21 protein-coding genes and 2 pseudogenes are annotated in these 20,134 nt (G+C 46.1%); 21 read left to right on the forward strand and 2 right to left on the reverse strand.

Annotated elements, in window-relative coordinates:
- Positions 1-273 precede the first annotated feature (273 nt).
- Positions 274-1,050, reverse strand: a complete 777-nt coding sequence (locus OXB_RS08655; RefSeq protein WP_041073496.1) for an enoyl-CoA hydratase-related protein — start codon at positions 1,048-1,050, stop codon at positions 274-276.
- A 290-nt stretch (positions 1,051-1,340) separates the two neighbouring features.
- Between OXB_RS08655 and OXB_RS08660 the strand changes: the two genes are divergently transcribed.
- The 17 genes and pseudogenes from OXB_RS08660 (at position 1,341) to OXB_RS08740 (ending at position 14,536) form a co-directional block, all read left to right on the forward strand.
- Positions 1,341-2,186, forward strand: coding sequence for a DegV family protein (locus OXB_RS08660; RefSeq protein WP_041073498.1), 846 nt, complete (start codon positions 1,341-1,343; stop codon positions 2,184-2,186).
- Between the two features lie 50 nt (positions 2,187-2,236).
- The gene (locus tag OXB_RS08665) at positions 2,237-3,604 is read left to right on the forward strand and encodes a DEAD/DEAH box helicase (RefSeq protein WP_041073500.1); all 1,368 of its coding nucleotides are present in this window, start codon (positions 2,237-2,239) and stop codon (positions 3,602-3,604) included.
- On the forward strand, positions 3,601-4,215 hold the full coding sequence (locus tag OXB_RS08670; RefSeq protein WP_041073502.1) for a ComF family protein: 615 nt from the start codon (positions 3,601-3,603) through the stop codon (positions 4,213-4,215). Before OXB_RS08665 ends, OXB_RS08670 begins: the two co-directional genes overlap by 4 nt.
- Before the next feature lie 17 nt (positions 4,216-4,232).
- Entirely contained in the window at positions 4,233-4,652 is a 420-nt protein-coding gene (locus OXB_RS08675) for a TIGR03826 family flagellar region protein (RefSeq protein ID WP_041073504.1), read from the forward strand.
- A gap of 483 nt (positions 4,653-5,135) precedes the next feature.
- Complete coding sequence (locus tag OXB_RS19045) at positions 5,136-5,285, forward strand: hypothetical protein (RefSeq protein ID WP_173426003.1); 150 nt, start codon at positions 5,136-5,138, stop codon at positions 5,283-5,285.
- Positions 5,286-5,986: 701 nt separating this feature from the next.
- Positions 5,987-6,259 carry a flagellar biosynthesis anti-sigma factor FlgM gene (flgM, locus tag OXB_RS08685; RefSeq protein WP_041073508.1) on the forward strand — a complete coding sequence of 91 codons (273 nt, stop codon included), beginning with the start codon at positions 5,987-5,989 and terminating at the stop codon, positions 6,257-6,259.
- Positions 6,260-6,280: 21 nt separating this feature from the next.
- Positions 6,281-6,778, forward strand: coding sequence for a flagellar protein FlgN (locus OXB_RS08690; protein ID WP_041073510.1), 498 nt, complete (start codon positions 6,281-6,283; stop codon positions 6,776-6,778).
- Positions 6,779-6,792: 14 nt separating this feature from the next.
- Positions 6,793-8,343: a flagellar hook-associated protein FlgK gene (gene flgK, locus OXB_RS08695; protein WP_041073512.1), complete on the forward strand. Its 1,551-nt coding sequence runs from the start codon at positions 6,793-6,795 to the stop codon at positions 8,341-8,343.
- Between the two features lie 18 nt (positions 8,344-8,361).
- A complete protein-coding gene (gene flgL / locus OXB_RS08700) occupies positions 8,362-9,267 on the forward strand; it encodes a flagellar hook-associated protein FlgL (protein WP_041073514.1) in 906 nt (301 codons plus the stop codon).
- A gap of 93 nt (positions 9,268-9,360) precedes the next feature.
- Positions 9,361-9,915 (forward strand): DUF6470 family protein, encoded by a 555-nt coding sequence (locus OXB_RS08705; RefSeq protein WP_041073517.1) that lies wholly within the window; start codon positions 9,361-9,363, stop codon positions 9,913-9,915.
- Positions 9,916-10,024: 109 nt separating this feature from the next.
- The gene (locus tag OXB_RS08710; RefSeq protein ID WP_041073519.1) at positions 10,025-10,300 is read left to right on the forward strand and encodes a type II toxin-antitoxin system Phd/YefM family antitoxin; all 276 of its coding nucleotides are present in this window, start codon (positions 10,025-10,027) and stop codon (positions 10,298-10,300) included.
- Position 10,301: 1 nt separating this feature from the next.
- A complete protein-coding gene (locus OXB_RS08715) occupies positions 10,302-10,610 on the forward strand; it encodes a type II toxin-antitoxin system RelE/ParE family toxin (protein ID WP_041073521.1) in 309 nt (102 codons plus the stop codon).
- A 126-nt stretch (positions 10,611-10,736) separates the two neighbouring features.
- Entirely contained in the window at positions 10,737-11,168 is a 432-nt protein-coding gene (gene fliW, locus OXB_RS08720) for a flagellar assembly protein FliW (protein ID WP_041073523.1), read from the forward strand.
- A gap of 1 nt (position 11,169) precedes the next feature.
- Positions 11,170-11,391: a carbon storage regulator CsrA gene (gene csrA / locus OXB_RS08725; protein ID WP_041073525.1), complete on the forward strand. Its 222-nt coding sequence runs from the start codon at positions 11,170-11,172 to the stop codon at positions 11,389-11,391.
- A gap of 274 nt (positions 11,392-11,665) precedes the next feature.
- A pseudogene (locus OXB_RS19210) lies at positions 11,666-12,364 on the forward strand (flagellin N-terminal helical domain-containing protein); the annotation flags it as partial.
- Positions 12,365-12,724: 360 nt separating this feature from the next.
- A pseudogene (locus OXB_RS19215) lies at positions 12,725-12,838 on the forward strand (flagellin); the annotation flags it as partial.
- Positions 12,839-13,327: 489 nt separating this feature from the next.
- On the forward strand, positions 13,328-14,536 hold the full coding sequence (locus OXB_RS08740) for a DUF4365 domain-containing protein (protein ID WP_041073531.1): 1,209 nt from the start codon (positions 13,328-13,330) through the stop codon (positions 14,534-14,536).
- Between the two features lie 200 nt (positions 14,537-14,736).
- On the opposite strand, the gene OXB_RS08745 is transcribed toward OXB_RS08740, so the two are convergent.
- The gene (locus OXB_RS08745; RefSeq protein ID WP_052483933.1) at positions 14,737-15,639 is read right to left on the reverse strand and encodes a hypothetical protein; all 903 of its coding nucleotides are present in this window, start codon (positions 15,637-15,639) and stop codon (positions 14,737-14,739) included.
- A 457-nt stretch (positions 15,640-16,096) separates the two neighbouring features.
- Between OXB_RS08745 and OXB_RS08750 the strand changes: the two genes are divergently transcribed.
- The 4 genes from OXB_RS08750 (at position 16,097) to ltrA (ending at position 19,989) form a co-directional block, all read left to right on the forward strand.
- The gene (locus tag OXB_RS08750) at positions 16,097-16,357 is read left to right on the forward strand and encodes a hypothetical protein (protein WP_052483934.1); all 261 of its coding nucleotides are present in this window, start codon (positions 16,097-16,099) and stop codon (positions 16,355-16,357) included.
- A 48-nt stretch (positions 16,358-16,405) separates the two neighbouring features.
- A complete protein-coding gene (locus tag OXB_RS08755; RefSeq protein WP_052483936.1) occupies positions 16,406-17,227 on the forward strand; it encodes a hypothetical protein in 822 nt (273 codons plus the stop codon).
- Positions 17,228-18,659: 1,432 nt separating this feature from the next.
- Entirely contained in the window at positions 18,660-18,833 is a 174-nt protein-coding gene (locus tag OXB_RS19220) for a hypothetical protein (RefSeq protein WP_158333665.1), read from the forward strand.
- Positions 18,805-19,989 (forward strand): group II intron reverse transcriptase/maturase, encoded by a 1,185-nt coding sequence (ltrA, locus tag OXB_RS08760; protein WP_052483938.1) that lies wholly within the window; start codon positions 18,805-18,807, stop codon positions 19,987-19,989. Before OXB_RS19220 ends, ltrA begins: the two co-directional genes overlap by 29 nt.
- The last annotated feature ends 145 nt before the right edge of the window (positions 19,990-20,134 follow it).

Below are 20,134 nucleotides of genomic sequence, written 5' to 3' on the forward strand. Positions count from 1 at the left end.
TTATGAGGTTTGGGTAAAATGTTTCGCGGTTAGGAAAAGCCGTTTCGAAGTTGAATGAAAATGTTGTGTGGCTCAGCTGAAACGTTTCGAAGTTGAACGACATCATTACGAGGCATCGCCAAAATGTTTCAAAGTCGCCCTCAAGCATCACCAAATCAATCCACAACACCCAAGCATTCGAAAAAAAATCATTTCCAATGTTTATTTTCTGTCAATTCGGGCATACACTACAGAAATATCCCGTACCGAGTGGAGCGCCGGTACGGGATATTTTCATTTTCCTTGATAGTTAGGTTTGCGTTTTTCGGCAAACGCGTTGAGTGCTTCGATCCGGTCTTCGGTCGGAATCGTAATTTCATAGGCTTTGCGCTCGATGGCGAGGCCGGTTTGCAAGTCGACGTTCATGCCGTTTTTGATGGCATATTTCGCTTGCTGCAACGCGATCGGGCCATTCGCAAGCATGGCGTCCGCAAATTCGAATGTCGTCGCTTCCAAATCTTCCGCCGAGGCCACTTTCGTCACCATGCCGTAGCTCAATGCTTCGGCAGCAGTCAACCGTTTGGCGGTCAAGATCAATTCCAATGCTTTTGCTTCGCCAATCAACCGGGGCAAGCGCTGGGTTCCGCCCGCGCCCGGGATAATAGCGAGCCCGGTTTCGGTCAGCCCCATCAACGCCGTATTGACCGCAATCCGGAAATCACAAGCGAGCGCGAGTTCCGTCCCGCCGCCAAATGCGAACCCATTCATCATCGCAATCGTTGGCTGTGGCAAGTTCTCGACCGCCGTGAATACTTCGCCGATTTTATAAATATTCCGCTTCACCTGCAAGTCGGTCAGCGTCTTCCGCTCCTTCAAATCAGCCCCCACACTGAATGCCCGGTCGCCCGCCCCCGTAAAAAGGACTACCCGGATATCCGGATTGATGCGGATCGACTCCGTAATATTCCCCAAATCGACTAACATTTCATAGTTGAACGCATTCATCGCCTCCGGCCGATTGAGTGTCACGATGGCCAAGTTCCCCTTTTGTTCATAATGAATCGTTTCCATACCAAACATCCCCCTTGTCGTATGTATACTACTAAAACATACCATTTTTTGAAGATTGGCGCTAGTGGACCTATAAGAAGTACGCGCTAATCGAAAAGAGAAATAGCACTACCCTTCTTACGGCTATGTAAATAACCACATAATAATAATCTTGAGTCTATGACTCCTAAAAAATATCTCGGCTTAATAAAGCCACCGCGCCATGCAGTGGCTTTTATTCGTTTCCATACACCATCCCGTTTCCCATTCCTCCCCACATCAAGTAGAATAAACACCAGGAGTTGATACTTTTGAAAACCGCAATTGTGACTGATAGCACGGCATACCTGCCGGCTCATTTAATAGAAGAATTGGATATCCGAATCATTCCGCTGACGGTGACGCTGGAAGGGCAGGCGTATGAGGAAGAAATCGGGATTGCAACGACCGATTTCTACAATAAAGTGCGGGGGGACGGGCCGTTGCCGAAGACGTCGCAGCCGCCGGTCGGCCGGTTCGTGGAGCTGTTCAATGAGCTTAAACAGGACTACGACGCCATCATTTCCATCCATCTGTCTAGCGGCATCAGTGGCACGTATGCTGGGGCGGTGCAGGCGGGGGAGATGGTCGATGGGGTGGAGGTCTGCGCATTCGACACCGAAATCTCGTGTTACATCCAAGGGTTTTACGTCATCCGCGCGGCGCAACTGGCGAAGCAGGGTGAGAAACTTGACGAAATCATGGCCGCCCTGAATGAAATGAAACAGACGACGCGTGCCTATTTCATGGTGGACGACTTGTCGCATCTGCAGCGCGGCGGCCGCTTGTCCGGCGCACAAGCACTTATAGGGGGGCTTCTCCAAGTGAAGCCAATCCTCCATTTTCAGGATAAAGTGATCGTCCCGTTCGAAAAGATCCGGACGCGCAAAAAAGCGATGAAACGGATTGCCGATCTGCTCGGCGAAGAGGCGACCCGCATGCCGCTTGACGCGTGCATCATTCATGGCAATTGTCCGGAAGCCGCTGAAACTTGGCGCGACGAATTGGCCGCCCGCTTCCCGGACGTGCATTTCACGATCAGCCATTTTGGCCCGGTCATCGGCACCCATCTCGGGGAAGGCGCGATGGGGCTCGGCTGGACAAAGCGAAATGGCTAATCGTCCGAAAATCTGGTAAACTGTGAATAGATTGGAAAGGGGGCGTTCCCATGACGACAACCTTCGACCCGGCCATCAGAGATTTTCTGAGCGGCCGTATTTGGCTGCGCCGGCACACCCCTTTCCCGCGCGAAGTGATCGATGCTCATATCGAATCAAAACAGATCCTGACCATTCTCGGTATCCAGATGAAAAAACGCCGGCCGTTTTGCAACCGGTGCGAAAACGACGATCCGGCCCGGTTCACGACATTCGACTGCGCCCAATGCGGCGGCCCGTGTACGTACTGTAGGCATTGCCTGAAAATGGGGCGCGTTTCTTCCTGTACCGAGCTCATCGTCTGGAACGGCGGAGCGCCCGTTTACCCGACCGACCATGCGCTCGCTTGGGAAGGGACACTTACGCCGCGCCAGAAAAAAGCGTCCGAAGAACTTGCCGAAAGCACCGCAAAACAGCGTCCGCACCTCATTTATGCTGTCTGTGGCTCCGGGAAAACGGAGATTTTATTCGAACCGATCCATCGGCTGCTCACGGAAGGGAAGCGGGTGTGCCTTGCCGCGCCCCGGGTCGACGTCATCCATGAACTCGAACCGCGGCTGCGCGCCGCGTTCCCCGGGACTGCCATCGAAGCGCTTTACGGCGGGAGCGAATCAAAAATGGATACCGCGCCGCAGCTCGTTTTGGCGACAACGCACCAGCTGTTCCGTTTCCGGCACGCATTCGACGCCGTTTTCGTCGACGAAGCGGATGCGTTCCCGTATACGGCGGACGAACCGCTCCAGCGGGCTGTCCGGAAAGCCGCGAAACCGGGGGCGCCCGTCCACTTCGTCACTGCGACACCATCGGACAAACTGCTCGCGGATATGAAGAAAAACGGCAACATTTCAATGATCAACCGCCGTTATCACGGACATCCGCTGCCTGTTCCGCGCTACAGCACGCTATGGAATTATGCGAAACGGATCCGAAAAGGGAAGCTGCCGAAAAAACTCGCTTTATGGACGGAAGACCGGCTGAACAAGAAGGAGCCGTTCCTCATCTTCTTCCACCATATCGGCCTGATGGAGGAAGCGCTTCCTTTGTTTGAACAACTGGATCCGCGCATCAAAGCGGTCCATGCGGCGCATCCCGACCGGAAGGAGCATGTCCAGCTGCTGCGCAATAAGGAAGTTCCGGGGCTGCTGACGACGACGATCTTGGAACGCGGCATCACGATTCCGAATGTCCAAGTCGCGGTCGTCGGGGCGGAACAGCTCATCTTCAACAAGGGCGCCCTCATCCAGATCGGCGGTCGTGTCGGACGGTCCGCGCAACATCCGGCCGGTGATTTCGTCTTGTTCCATCACGGCATCACATACGCCATGGACGAAGCGAAACGTGAAATCCAACGGTTGAATGAAGGACGTGATACGACATGAGCCACTGTCTCCTATGTGAGCAGGCAATCGCAACTTCGCCGTCATGGAGCGGGCTGCTCGGCATCGATCACAAAAAAGACATATGCGAGGACTGTTCAAAAAGCTTCCAGCGCGCCGACATAATAGATGAAGATCCGCTTTTCGACCGGATCACCTCCATCTTTACGTACAATGAAGCGATGCGCGAATACTTGCATCAATATAAATTCCTCCAAGACGTGGCACTCGCGGGCGTCTTTGCGAATGAATTGCGGGCGGTGCTGAAAGGGAAGGCGACTGTCGTCCCGATTCCGATGCACCCGGAAAAGAAAATCGATCGCACTTTCGCTCATGTCGACGAGCTGCTGAAGCGAGCAGGCATCCCGTTTGTGCATCTGCTTGAAAAAAACGGCACCGAAGCGATGGGAGAGAAATCGAAAGAAGAACGGCTCGCGATGCGCCCTTTATTTGCAATCAAACCGGACGCACCGATCGGACCGGGTCCATACATACTCGTCGATGACATTTTCACGACCGGCACGACGCTCCGACACGCGGCAACCGTCCTGAAAGAGGCCGGCGCCACGCAAATCGAAGCGGTCACGCTCATCCGTGCCGAACCGTCACACTAGAAAGGAGTTCAACCAAAATGGCAGAATTACGTGAATGCCCGACATGCGGCGACTTTTTCAACTACACCGGAGTACGGGACGTCTGCGCGAAATGCGCGATGGACGAAGAGAAAATCTACGAGGAAGTGTACCGCTTCCTGAGAAGGCGGGAAAACCGGGCGGCGACCATCGAACGGATCGTGGAAGCGACGGGCTGCTCCGAATCGCTGCTCTATAAATGGGTCCGCAAAGGCCGCCTGCAACCGGCCCTCTTCCCGAACCTCGGCTACCCATGCGACAACTGCGGCCGCCTGGCAACCAAAGGCAAACTCTGCGACCGCTGCACCGCCGATATCAAAAACGAACTGCGGACGTTCGAAGCGGCACAGGAGTTTCGGGAATCGGTGGAGAACCGAAACAAAGCGACCTACCATGCAGAACGTCGGCCAAACTCGTAAATAGGTATATATGAGGGTGTCCGGTATGGCCAACATTCGCAGTTAAGGAAGGCAGTCTAAGATCGCCGCGTCCTGCGGCAACGACTGCATGACCTACTTCCTGTAGGCCTAATTGTGGTCGTACCTGGCATCCCGTGTTAGCAGATAGAATTGTGGTCATACTGCCTAAAATCCGTTGCATGCACTTCGATTGGTGCCAGGCAGTGCCACAATTCGCAAAGAGCGCGAATGGTGTCCCTGTCTGGCACCGGAGAGGGGGGAGGGCATGGGGTTTGTCCGAACTAGTTCAAGAGGAGAAATACGGATACCAAAGAAAAAGCTCTAGGGAAAGGGACCCTCAGAGCTTTACCTGTTTTATAGTTTTGAAATTTACTCTCAAAACAATCAATCTATTTTAACTATGGTAAGATGGAAGTGCAACTGAATATTGTTGGGGTGGTTGGTTGTCAATCTTCTTTCCGTTTAGGAAAGGAGGTGATAACTATGGAAACATTTCTAGAATTCCTAAAAGAGGCTTTGAAAGGGATTGTACGTGAAACAAGTGCAGTCGTCTTTCGAAAGAAAGTCTTAGAAAATAGGAAAACCACCCCGCGCCGTCGCAAGCAAAAGGGTGGTTCTCGAAAAAACAACTAAATTTGACAACCACCACTCTGACGGTAGAGGTTGCAAAGGGAGGAGCGTTCGAGCGCTTCTCTCTTTATACTATATGGCCATTATAAATCAAAATATACAATATTACAATGTGAACGGTGTAAACGGTTTGAATGGTGACACAATTCCTCTGCGAGGGTGCCAGGTATGGACACCATTCGTACGAACTTCGCGAATGGTGGCTGTACCTGGCATCCTGTGTTAGCAGATGGAATTGTGGTCATACTACCTGAAATCCGGTGCATGCACTTCGATTGGTGCCAGGCAGGGCCACAATTCGCAAAGGGCGCGAATGGTGTCCCTGTCTGGCACCAGAGCGGATGGGCATGGGGTGTTTTTGTTTCAGGCATGATTTCTATATAACAGAGGTATCCTAGTTCTACCGGCAGCTTTTGGCCTGCCGGTATTTTTCGTTCAAAATGCCCTTCATTTTCAAGCGGAGCGGCCGAAATAAAGAATAAGGCATCATAACTTGATTCAGCAGTATCTAGTTTTGTAATGAACATTCCAGTGGTATAGGAGTTTTTTTCTAATTCAAGGGTATTCTAAAACCCTGCTGATTCAAGTTAAGCCTCCGGCGGATGTCACAGATTTTGAGAGGAGTTAATTGCGCAGGCGCAATTCAAAATCTGGACGCAATTACGCCGAGGCGTAATTGATTAATTGAAAGGAGCGAGATGCAGATGAAAATCAATAACAATATGAACATACCGCGTATCAATCCGTACAAAGCCAACCAGATCAAGGCGGAACAGGCGAAGGAACAGATGAAGGTCAAAGCGGACAAAATCGAAATCTCGTCCGAAGCGAAACAACTATCCGAAACGTCAGCCTTCTCCCTGAAAAGACAAGAGCGCGTCCAACAGCTGAAATCGCAAATCCAGGACGGGACGTACAACGTGGATGCCGAAAAGCTCGCATCCGACCTGGTCAATTACTTCAACATCCAGAAATAAGGAAAGAAAGCAGGCAAGCATATGTCCATCCAACCCATTTTGGCGTCACTCGACAGCCTCGAAAAACTTCATAGAAGTCTGCTGCGGCTCGCAAACGACAAGACGAAGCTCATCAAAGAAGGGGACATGATAGGCCTCGACCAGATGCTGAAAGACGAGCAAGCGCATCTGGCCGCCATCGTGCAAATGGACAAACAGCGGCAGCTAGCCGTAGTGCAATACTTGACGGATCAAGGAAGAACCGTCACCGGCGAACCGACCGTGGCCGACCTGCTCGACGCAGCCCCGGAAGCGGAAAAACAACAACTGGCGGAGGCGAGGGACCGTCTCCTGCATGCGATTCATGACTTGAAATGGCAAAACGACCTGAACCAGAAACTGACCTACCAATCCCTTCAGTTCGTGAATCTATCGCTGGACATGGTCCGGCCGCGCCCGGAATCGATGAACTACTCAAAAACAGAAATTGAAGGCAGCCAAAAGTCGAAAGACATACCAACTTTCGACACCAACGCCTGAGGAGGAAATGAAACATGCGCTCCACATTCATGGGACTCGAAACGAACAAACGCGGACTCTTCACCCAACAATCCGCACTCTACACGACAGGGCACAACATCAGTAACGCGAATACACCCGGCTACTCCCGCCAACGCGTCAACATGCAGGCGACAGCAGGCTTCCCGGGCGTCGGCCTAAACACGCCGACAATGCCAGGATTCCTCGGAACCGGAGTAGAAGCGGGTTCCATCCAGCGGATTCGTGATTCTTTTGTCGACCAGCAGTTCAGACAGGAGTCGAACAAGCTGGGATATTGGGAATCGCGGTCGAAGGCGATTTCGCAGATGGAGGATGTGTTGGCGGAGCCGTCGAAATACGGATTGCAACAATCGTTGAGCGATTTTTGGGCATCGATGCAGCAGCTTGCCACAGACCCGCAAAACGGCGGTGCGCGAGCAGTTGCAGTAGAACGGGGCGTTGCAGTGGCGGACTCGTTCAACTATATACACAAGTCAATCTCCGAAATCCAGACAAACCTTGGTAAGGAAATCGGAGTCAGTACAAAGAACATCAATTCCATCATGGAACAAATAGCCGACTTGAACCGGCAGATTAGTGAAGTTGAACCAAATGGTTATATGCCGAACGATTTATATGATGCGCGGGATGTATTGCTTGATGAGCTATCGACATACTTACCAATTGAAGTAAGTTATCAAAAATCAGGCGGGCGTGCCTTAGCGATTGCGGAGGGTACGGTGACCATAAATATAAAAACTGATGATGGCCCTATAACTGTTGTACAGGGGAAAAACGTATCGAAAATAAAAGCAATTGGTAAAGATGGAACAGATTCTGAAGGTAACCCGATTGGAGCAATGACAGGATTCACCTTCACGGGTGGACCTGCCGATGGAGAAACAATGCCTGTTAATGACATGCAAAATGCCGGTGAACTAAAATCTTTAGTAAATTCGTATGGGTATGAGGACGGGACAACTAAAGGTCTATATCCTGACATGCTCGCTAAATTGGACAAAATGGCGCAAGAATTTGCTAAAGCATTTAACGCGACCCATAGAAGTGGATGGGGATTGCCCCCGAACGATGAAACAGGCATTAACTTCTTTGGACCTTGGGATGCAAACAATGTTGAGGACGTATCCGGCTTGACGGCAGCAAATATTAAAGTAAATCAATACGTCATCGACGATCCTTCGCGAGTAGCCGCCTCTGCGGCAAAAGGAGAAACCGGAAATGGTGCTAATGCTAAGAAACTAGGGGATGTACAATTTAAATCACTAGCTGGACTAGAAGGCTCAACAGTACAATCCTACTTCGCGGGTATGACCGGTGAACTCGGTGTCGAAGGCCAACAAGCAAACCGCATGACGCAAAACGCTGTAACCTTGCTCGGTGCCGTCTCGAACCGAAGAGACTCCATCAGCTCCGTATCACTGGATGAAGAGATGACCGATATGATCAAGTTCCAACAAGCATACAACGCATCCGCCCGTATGATTACCGTCGTAGATGAAACACTCGATAAAATCATCAACGGCATGGGCGTCGTCGGAAGATAAGAAGGGGGAACCAATTAAATGCGAGTAACACAATCCATGCTCTCCAACAATATGCTCCGAAATCTGACATCAAGTTATAATACGATGGGCAAGCTACAAGAACAGCTTAGCTCCGGGAAAAAGGTCAACCGCCCATCCGATGATCCGGTTGTTGTTATGCGTAGTCTTGGATACGGCATGCAGGTCGATAAAGTGGCTCAATTTCAAAAGAACTTGGGAGAAGTGCATAATTGGCTAGACAGCTCGGATGATGCGCTGAATGGTGTTGGAGAAGTATTGCATCGTGCAAAATCACTAGTCACCAATGCGGCGAATACTGGGGCAATGACGGAAGATGATCGAAATAAAATAAAAGTAGAGCTCGAACAAATGCAGGAGCAGCTGCGGGATTTAGCAAATACTAAAGTCGGCGATAAATATATTTTTAGTGGAACGATGACGGATAAACCGTTGTACGATAAGACGGACGGATATCCTATTTTGAGTACTGATGATCCAACTAATCCGGGAGCGCAAACAGCTTATGAAAAAGACGTGGAAATTGAGGTTTTTGACGGAGTAAGCCTAAGAGTAAACACCAAAGCCGGTCAAGTGTTTAAAGAAATAGACAAGTTATTTAATGAAATTAAAGCAAACACGGATGATAGTTATAATTTTGGTGAAGCGATTTCTAAAATTGATTCTTTAATGGAATCAGTGCTAACTCACCGTGCAGATATAGGAGCCCGCTCCAACCGTGCAGAACTTATGGGTAACCGTCTCGAAATGCAGGAAGGTGCGGCTAAAAAGCAACGCTCCGAGAACGAAGACATCGATTACGAAAAAGTCATTACCGAAATGATCACCCAGGAATCGATTCACCGTGCTGCCCTCTCCGTAGGTGCACGCATCATCCAACCATCGCTAGTGGACTTCCTACGCTAAATAAACACTAAGGGTGCCAGGTAAAGACACCGTTCGCACGTTTTTCGCGAATTGTGGCTGCACCTGGCATCCCGTGCATAAAAGGTGGTACATATGAACATCCCACAACTCCAAATTCAAACAACCCGCGGCATCCTTGGCCTGCAAATCGACAAGCCGATTCAGGAGATAGAGCAACCAAAAGCGACCCAGCAGATCGAACAACCGGCCGCCATTCTGGAAATGTCCACTACAAGGCCGCAGCTTACCATAGATACAACTGAAAATCGTGCAGACATCGACATGAAAAGCGCCATCCGTCGTGGTAATGAAAACGCACAATATGGCATGCAGCAATTGATGGAAGGCATCGCCCGACGTGCTCAGGAAGGCCAGCAGCTCGTCCGAATCGAAAACGGTGGCAATGCCATGGTGGATATTGTCAAGCAGAATACGGACCGGCCTATCGCTCCGCTCGGAATCCGCTTCGTCGGCGACCGGACAAAAATGCAAACAGATATTGCGCCAGGCACCCTAAACATTAACGCTACACCACAGAAGCCGATTCATGATGTGCAGATTAACAAGCCAATTCACAATTATACTCCTGGCAAGGTGACAGGCGTCATGGAGCAGTATCCTTCCATTCAAATTGATATCAAATGGTGAAAGAACGGTAATCGCCGTTCTTTTTTCGTTTAAAACAATTATCCATTACAATTTGTAGTCATATCATAATTATGATAAGATTATGATACTTGAACAGGAGGGAGACAACATGCCACATATCCGTCCGGTGTCGGATCTGCGAAATAATTTTGCGGAAATTTCCAGGATTGTCCATGAAACAACGGAGCCCGTATTCTTAACCAAAAATGGTCATGGTGACATGGTTGTCATGAGTATCGAGGCTTATGAAAGTAAATTGTTTGAAGCCGATGTCTATTACAAATTGAAAGAGGCGGAACTGCAAGCGAAATATGTGGATACACGTTATTCGCATGATGAGGTTTTTTCGGAAATAAGATCTCGGATTACCGAAAAAGGTAAATGACATGTATGAAATTAAATATCTACCCATTGCAGTTGATGATTTGAGGGCTATTGCGGATTATATTACAGATACCCTGAAAGCACCGGAAGCAGCAATGGATTTGATGGATGCTATTCATAAGGCCGTTATCTCCATTCAACAATTTCCATATTCCCGTCGCGTTTATAGTCCAATTCAAAGTCTAGAAAATGAATATCGGCTATTGCCAGTTAAAAACTATGCTGTCTTCTATACAGTCAAAGGACAGGTAGTGGAAATCCATAGGATGATATATGCAAAAAGAGATTTGACTAAAGGTGTAATTCAATAGAAATCGCATATGAATCCAGGTGCCTTACACCCGAGAATAAAAAGAACGAGAACCTCCTCGTTCTTTTTTTATTTCTATAACAATGGTACTCTCAAATATAAGATCATAGACAAAGGAGCAATCGCCATGCAAATTGAAACAAAATTCCATGGATCCCTCGAAATCAAAGACACTGACAAATGGAGCTTTCCAAAAGGGCTGCCAGGGTTCGAGGAAGAAAAAGAATTCACCTTGCTGCCCATAGAAGGGAACGACATATTCCAAGTGCTGCAATCGACCAAAACACCAGCAGTCGCCTTCATCGTCGCCAATCCCTACACGCTGATCGATGACTACTCCTTCGACATCGACGAACCAACAATTGAACTGCTCGGCATTCAGAACCCGGAAGACATTATGGTGCTCGGAGTCGTATCATTGAAACAGCCATTCGAAAACTCAACGATCAACCTGCAAGCACCGCTCATCTTCCAACTCAACAACCGGAAAGCAAAGCAGATGATCCTGAACGACAACCGCTTCGACATCCGCCAACCCATCGGCAAAGGAGGAAACTGACATGCTCGTCCTATCCCGCAAAGCGAACGATACGATTAAAATCGGCGAAGATATTGAACTCCGCATCCTGGAAGTCAAAGGCGACACCGTCCGCATCGGCATCGAAGCCCCAAAGTCGGTGGACATCCTGCGAGGCGAACTCGTCCAATCGATATCCGATACAAACACCGAAGCCATCACACTAGACACTGACCTGTTCACCGAACTTATGAAAAAGAACTAACATACCATCCACTCCCAAAGGGTGCCAGGTATGGACACCATTCGCGCCCTTTGCGAATTGTGGCCGTACCTGGCATCCCGTGTTACCCCGCCACACATCCTTCACAATTCCCCAAAGAAACCCGAAAAACTTCTCTAAAACTATTAAACACTCCACCCACCCATCCGATATTAGTATTGTAAGCGGCAGGAAAGAGTTCGGCCGGCTCTCAACTCCGCCAAGCAAACGGGTCACAAGGAAGTGAACCCGACAAACACTCAAGGAGGAAATTACAATGAGAATCAATCATAACATTGCGGCGCTCAACACACACCGCCAACTAGGTGCTAACAACACACAAGCATCTAAAAACCTAGAAAAACTATCTTCAGGTCTTAAAATCAACCGTGCAGGAGACGACGCAGCAGGTCTAGCAATTTCTGAAAAAATGCGTGGTCAAATTCGTGGATTGGATATGGCAGCTAAAAATGCACAGGATGGTATCTCGTTAATCCAAACGGCTGAAGGTGCATTGAATGAAACACATGCTATTCTTCAGCGTATGCGTGAATTGGCAGTTCAATCTTCTAACGACACTAACACTAATACTGACCGGGCAGAGCTTCAGAAAGAAGTAACACAACTTTTAGAGGAAGTAACACGTATTTCAACAGACACAGAATTTAATACTCAGAAGCTTTTGAATGATACTTTTCAAGATAAAGTTATTCATATAGGCGCTAACGCAGATCAAGCGATTGAAATTACTATCGGTGATATGTCTGCAAGTGGACTGTCAATCGAAAGTGTCGACATTTCGTCTCAAACAGGGGCAGATGGTGCAATCACTACGATTCAGACTGCTATTGATACAGTATCATCAGAGCGGGCTATGCTTGGTGCAACTCAAAACCGTCTAGAGCACACAATCAACAACCTCGGAACTTCTTCCGAAAACCTAACAGCTGCGGAATCACGTATCCGCGACGTGGATTATGTCTTAGCTGCCTAAGCAGTGACAGACACAGTCGTCCTGACTGGTAACGGTCAGTGAGTACGATCGGGTGAATTGCTGGAAACCCCTGAAGCTTTCTTCCCCACAACGTAACTGGAAACGGTAAGCGTGACGGGCCGAAAAGAAGAGAGATTGGGCAATCAGCAGCCAAGCTCCTGTCTCGAAAGAGTGGAGAAGGTTCAACGACTAGGGTATACCATCTACAGCACATGCCATGATGATGAAACCCATAGGAAACGCAAGACTGAGTACCTTGCCAATCCGAAGTGCCCGACCCCTACCGAGCAATCGAAGGGTGAAGATATAGTCTAGTCATTCATGAAAGTGAATGTTCGCACGATGGCGAAAGAAATGATGGAGTTCACAAAGAACAACATCCTTACTCAAGCAGCACAAGCAATGTTGGCTCAAGCGAATCAGGCACCCCAAGGAGTTCTTCAACTTCTACGGTAATTGATTCACGGGCGTCTAACCTGGTAACGGGTTAGAGCATCACTGGGTGAATTGCTGGAACCTCCTGAAGTCCACTTTCCTACAACGCAGCCGGAAACGGCAAACGTGACAGGTCGAAAAAAAGTGGAATTGGACAATCAGCAGCCAAGCTCCTGTGAGGAAACTCTGGAGAAGGTCCAACGACTAGGATATACCGTCTACGGCTTCGGCTATGACGATGAAATCCGTAGGGCGTCCATAGACGTTCGAAGTGCCCAGCCCCTACAGAGTAAACACTGAGGGTGAAGATATAGTCTATTCCATGATCGAAAGACATGGCGGCAAAGCAAGCCAACCAACAACCACAAGGCGTACTTCAATTGCTACGTTAATTTGGTTAATAAAACGCGGTCCGAGCAATCGGCCGCGTTTTCTCGTATTAGATGAGAAATAGTATAATTTTTTTAAGTTTTCCTTTCTAAGGTTAGTTTTGCCCAAGTTTATTCATGTATGATATACAATTACAAGAGCACTTGTGTTTGGGAGGAACTCAAAATAACTAGGTTAACAAGAAATAATCAATTAGAGCAAAAGTCAAAAATTACATTTCAATATTTAACACTTCCCTGGGAGTCGCAAAGTTTTGATCATGATACAGGATTAGACCTTATTGTCCAACCCTATGACGAACTGGAGAAAGAAAGGGATGGATCTATCCCTCCCTTTAGACGTAGATTTCTAGTGCAACTTAAATCAACTGAAACAGAAGTACTTAATGCTAAACAAAATATTGGAAAGTTACAAATTGATATAGCACACTTAAAAAGCTGGAAAATGGAACGAGATCCAGTAATGATAGCTAGATATTATTTGGAACATAATTGTTTTTATTTTCAGTGGGTAGACAAAATTGATATAAAAGAGAACCAGCTCACTCAAGTAATTAATCTTCCAAATCGATTTGATAATGAAATAAAAGATCAAGTAAAGAATAATATTCTTGATTACTTAATCCCACCAAATATAAGTAAATTGGTGTATGAGCCGGTCGGAATAGATTCAGGTAGGGGAGCTGTTACAATTTCAAATATCCGAAGGGGACAACAGATTGCAAATCTCCTAGAGGATTTAATCCCTCAAATTTCTACTGAAATTAATTTGAGACAAGAACTACAAAAATGCAAATATGAACTATTGAAAAATGGGTTGGATACAACGCTTCGTTTTAAAATGGTTTTTTTATTACTTAAACTTGGGGAGCTTAACGAGTCATTAAGTGAACTAAATATTCTTATTAACTCTTTTTCGTCGGTTGAGGCAAAAATTATTAATTCTTTATTACAGAAAAGTGGTATAAAACTATTCCGAAATATATCTAAGTTGGATTTTAAGTATGTATTAATACTTGAAGAGGGAATTGAGCCTGGTACTGAGATCATTATATCGTTGGATGGAAAAGAATATCGAATTAGTGAGTATAAAAAATACGGGGTCCCTCTCCCTAAACAGAATTTTAGTAAAATAGACTTTATTCAATTTAAACAAAAGTCTAGCTCCGCATCTGCCTTAGGAAAAGGGTTTGTCTTTTCATTTCCAATAAGGTTGAAATACTCAATAAAAGTATTGAGGGAAATTTCTCTAGACAATAGGGCGTTCGGTGAATATAGCGAGACAATATTAAGTGATGAAATTTCTGTTGCAAGGCTTAGTTTTGATTAATAGATTAAAATATAGTATATTTGCTGATCTTATTCTATGATATCTTCTTTAGCTTCCAAGTTTATATCAACTGATATCACTGGCTTTTAATACGCTAAAGTAAATATAGAGCAATGTATTGAGCTTATAAATTGCTTTTGTGTTGCCGATATAAAATTTTTTGCTTGGATTCTATTCTCTGCTATAGCCTCCTAAAAGGGTCACATAAAACAATACCCAACCAACTGACTAACCGTCAATCCTGTTAGCTGCCGGATCCTCTGCAACGCAGTCTTATGATCATCATGAATGATGATCTGGTAGCTTTTCATTGAGGTTGTTTGGTTCAGCAATGGATAGAATAGATGGAAAATACTTTCGCGGCATATACTTTTTGTTTCCATATCTAAAAATAGAGTATTTAGCTTCGAAAGCTTTTCGTTTATTTCCTTGGTCGGCCGAGCTATTTCATATGATGACGGCAAATAGATGGTTGTCCTTTTGGCAATCGGTTTGAGTGGCTGTTCCCTTATCGTTTTTCTTGCCATTGAGTCATGCAACCATGGTGAAACTAGATGAAGAAAATACATGATTTGAAACTGGTCATATAGAATTAGCCGATTTTGTCCATCCTGTTGAAATCGGAGCTTCCACTTGTTTTCAATCGTTTGCGTTAGCCATTCATTTTCTGCTGGGGCAAAGCTATCTGTTGAAAGAATGATCTTTGAAGCGATGCCATTCGCTATTTTCAAATGGCCGTCATCCTGATACCACCAGGCCAATGCCCGTTCATCCAGATACTGTTCAATCCAATCGATGGGCAACTTCTTTTTCCCGTCCGGATACCACAATTCATATAGTGCTGTAATGGCATCGTCCGTTCTTGATTGGACAATATAGCTTTCGGAATATCCTTTTTTCAATCGTGCATCCGCCACTTTCCGATAGGTTGGTGGATTTAGAGGAATGTTGGATTTTAATTGTTCATAGCCATTCTGAACCCAAGCCGCATCCTCGATCCGATGCATGAATTGAAAACGTGGCTTTCTTCCTGCCTGTTTTGTGATACATCCATCCCCCAACAACTTGCCGCATATGAAATGGTGAAATCCGTCTTCGTTCAAGATTCCCACCTCCGTTAGAATATGTGTTACTCATTGAAATTAAAAAACCGTTTGAAATAGTTCGATACTAATTTCCTACTAATCTGACAGTATATTCATGGAAGAAGAGAAGAACGCCTTCGCTTATCATTTTCCTATTTTACTCTTGTAATTTTCATAAGCTTCCCATCCCCTAAAATACTCCCGAATAGGACCTACCGTGTCATTCAATTCCTCAAATGTCATCATCCTGGAACATTCCTTGCAAGATAGTCAAGAATTTAATTCTAGATCAAGGAGGACTGGAAGAAGCCATTTGTAATTCTACCAGCTCACATTTTTATTCACGACATAAAAAGAACATATATTCTCATTGTACCTTATTGCCGATTGTCTCGCTATGGAAATTGAAATAAAAAAACCGATAATAGAACTAAGGTTATGGAACGGACAACGACTATTGCGAGGAGGGGATCACTTGAAAAAGATACAGCTCACAAGCGATATTGACCTGTTGAAGCTACAGCTAGCATGGTGCAAGAGACAAGATCAACTACTTGAAGAAATCAGCAATAAGCTGCATGAGATGAAGCGAATCGCTCAATATGCCGCCGTGCATGAGCTCTCCCAATGGAAAGCAGAAGAGTTAAACGGGCAGCTTCAAAAAATGAAAAAAGAGATTGAAAGGTTGGAGAAGAAGTTGGAAGAGCCATTTGCGAATGAGGGGTTTCTTAATTAAGAAGACGATTGTCGGAAGTCGATTGGCAAGTAAGAATGGAGTATATGAATGAAAAAAGTGGATAAGGGCCCGACATCATTTCTCGTTCCGATGTGGGAGTGGGTTTTTACATTACTGGAGAAGCTATCCGTCTTTTCTGTCGTCAGAAAAATAGCACCCAAGAAAATAGTGGGAAAGTATTGGTTTGTGGATGCTTGGGTTATTGGTAATCTATTGCTCGCATTTGCTTCTGTCTATATTGTATCGTATGAAAAAACGCCGAGCCTTTTGGTATATATCATTGTTGCTTATGGAATTCTTAGGGTTTTCGAGATTTTCATTTACCAGATGAATGTACTGTTGGTCCATCCTTTCAAAGGAACGAACAAGACATCTTACACTTTGCATAGCTATAGAAGGATGATTGTGGCGCTTATTCATAACTTCTTCGAAATCATCTTTTGGTTTGCAACGACCTATGTAGCCTTTCAGTTCACTTTTGAGCATTCGTTGGAACGGTTGAATCCTGTTATGATCGTCTACTATAGTTTCGTCACGATGGTTAGCTATACTAGTCACTTGGATAAGAGTAGTTGGACGCTACTTGCTACCACCATACTCCATTTCCAGGCGATCATCGGATTGTTTATGACCGTCATCTCTCTAGCGCGTTTCGTCTCCTTATTTCCTAAACCAGAAACATTGGATGATTGGGAGAAGGAATATGACATTTATAATAATATCCAGCGCATTGAACAGCAACTTGAGGAGATGAATACTAAATTGGATGCCATGAATCGAGCGAATGATAAACCATCTGTCGAAGTAGTGAATGATAGACAACCACGTGTGGATACGGATGCGAGAGCTGGCGATCCGAGTTGCCATTAAACCGATACATAAACGATAACTGTTTTTGTCTATTGATAAATAGATTTTGCAAAAGGGGATAGTAATAAAAGTCTGGCATCTTCTGAGAGTTCCAAGTCCGTTATGTGAACTAATAACACTTAGAGAAGCTTGTCGTGCGAATAGACAGCGCCTTTTGGCTCTTCTGCGATTATAGCAGGGCTGAAATGATGAAGATGCACGCTCACGGAAGTACAGCAAACTGTCTACGGAAAGGATGTTGCAACTAATACCGATGACTTTGTGGCGGGGATGCGTTGTATTTGAAAGCATTGTTATTTATTTAAGAATTAAAACCAAGGTTCAACGTCTCTTTTATTAGCAATCAACATATAATATACTGACTGGCCCCGTAACGAAAGGGGACCTCAGTATAAACGGAATCATCGTAGTGCAAATTACCACACCCAGTATAATAGTGATTTTTCTCTTCATGAAAATCCTTATCGGTCGAAAGAAAAATTGCTAGGAAGAAGAAATAAATTGTATGTATGCTAACGGCAATTTGCATGTTTTCTTTTTGCCTAACAATAACTAGTTGACACGGCAATAAATATTTTATTGAGTCACTTAGCCATATGAAAAAAGGGGCCCAGTCGATTTCAAATACAACTAAATTAGAAATCGACTGGGAATGAATAAAAATAAACAAAATAAATAACAAGTACACAATAAAGTATTACCATTGTTTCTTGTAGTCAATGATCAAGGTTAGAAAAAAATTATCAAAGTGTTAAAAACGCCAAGATCCCCCCTTGGCGTTTTTTGTGCGCTTGGCAGCGCTTTTCTCTAATGGGTGAAAGTCCCTAACATGCCGTAGTGGCGGAAATGTATAGCTGACTGGTAGTGCGGGTATCGCGAGGTTCCGTGCGGAGGACCAGAAGGCAAAATCCGGAACAGGTGGTATATACCATGTTGGCTGGTAGGATGGGATGACCTTGCAAAAGATGGGGATGTCCAAAACCACACTATATCCTATTAGTTATGAGGACTGGATTCGGAGGAAAGAGAATTGACGTGACCCAAGGAGGTCTCATTCCCTCCACCTTCGGTGGTAAGGGCTTGCCAAACCCGTAATGGACAAGGGGAGCCTGACGGGGAGTGAGAAGTCAGAGCAGGGGATAGTAGTGAAGAAGCTTACCGGAAAAGCCACAAAGGTAAGTGACTTATCATCTGATTGATAAGGTCCTCGCCTGTCCAAAAGGCGGCGAGCGAATGCGAAGCCCAACTGTCCATGTAAGAGAGGTCTATGCACTAATAAGTTCTCCATGTACCGAGCAGAAGCCGAGGAGGCAGATAGCCGTAGAGTCGGGACCGAATAGTCAGTAGGTTGCTTGGGGGCGGAGTACTCATTCAAAGTGTCCATCAGTGAAACCTATACGGTGGGCATGTGAATCAGGAAGGATACGGATACATGAAAGAACCAATAGGAAAGCAGGACTTGCGTGCAGGAGGAAAATCCGAAAAGAAAAGGAAATGGTATAGCCTCATTGACAAAGTCTGGGCGTACTCAAATCTGGAAATGGCCTTCTATGACGTCAAGAAGAACAGGGGCGCCCATGGCGTGGACAGACAATGTCACGATTAAAGAGTATGAAATGAAGTTGGAACACAACTTAAGAGTGCTCCAACAATCTCTGCGTGATAAAACGTACCGTGCCAGACCAGTCAGAAGGGTGTATATTCCAAAAGCAGATGGAACGGAGCGCCCGCTCGGCATCCCGACGGTGCAGGACCGGATTGTACAAGCGGCAGTCAAACGGAAGCTCGAACCCATCTTCGAAGAGAAATTCCTCCCATGCAGCTTCGGATTCCGTCCGGAGCGAAGTGCACATATGGCTATCGAGAAAATCCGGAAGGATTTACTGGAAGGGTATACGTATGTGATTGATGCGGATATCAAAACGTATTTCGATACTATACTCCATGAAAAACTGATAGAACTTATCAGGGAGGAAATGGTGGATGGGAGTGTGTTAGCGCTCATCGAGCAGTTCCTGAATTCTGGAATCCTGGAGGATGGGGTGTACTATGAGAGCCTTCAAGGCAGTCCGCAGGGCGGAGTGATTAGTCCCCTTTTGGCGAACATCTATCTGCACCCATTGGATGAAATTATGACGGAGCGAAACCATCGGATTACCCGTTACGCAGATGATTTTGTCATCTGCTGCAAATCCAGAAAGGGAGCGGAAAGGGTACTGAAATCCGTGAAGAAAATCCTCGAAGGGGATTTGGGGCTGGTTGTACATCCTACCAAAACGAAAATAGTAGATAACCTGACAGAGCCCTTCACATTCCTTGGCTACACATTCAAGGTCGGTTACTACCATGGGCCTTCGAGTGAGGCTGTTAAGAAGTTCAAGCGGAAAGTGAAGGAAGTCACCAAGAAGAACCAGACTGTCAACCTGGCAGAATTCATCAAACACAGATTGAATCCAGTCGTCAGGGGGTGGGGAAGGTACTTTGGAATTGGCTTCAGTAAGACGTTGTTCACGGAACTTGACTCTTGGATTCGTCGAAGACTGCGAATGATGCAGCTAAGGAGTTGGAGGAAAGTCAAAAAGCTACATAAGGAGCTTAGGAGACGAAACTGGAAGGGGGAACTCCCCGGTCTGAGAATGACAAAATGGAGAAGTTCCCTTTCTACACCTGTACACGTCGCTATACCAATCGAAAGATTCCGGGAACTGCGATTGGTTTTCTTACTGGATATTTATCAAGACCTGCATCCCCAAAGGGGATAAGCATGGAGGAGCCGTATGCGATGACCCGCACGTACGGATCTGTGAGAGGCGCATGAAATTATTCATGCGCCTACTCTATCTATTAAAGAACATACATTCCATATGTGCTATAATAAAAGGACCATAATGAATAACAATATACAAT

It is taken from the genome of Bacillus sp. OxB-1 (assembly GCF_000829195.1).
Lineage (GTDB): Bacteria > Bacillota > Bacilli > Bacillales_A > Planococcaceae > Sporosarcina.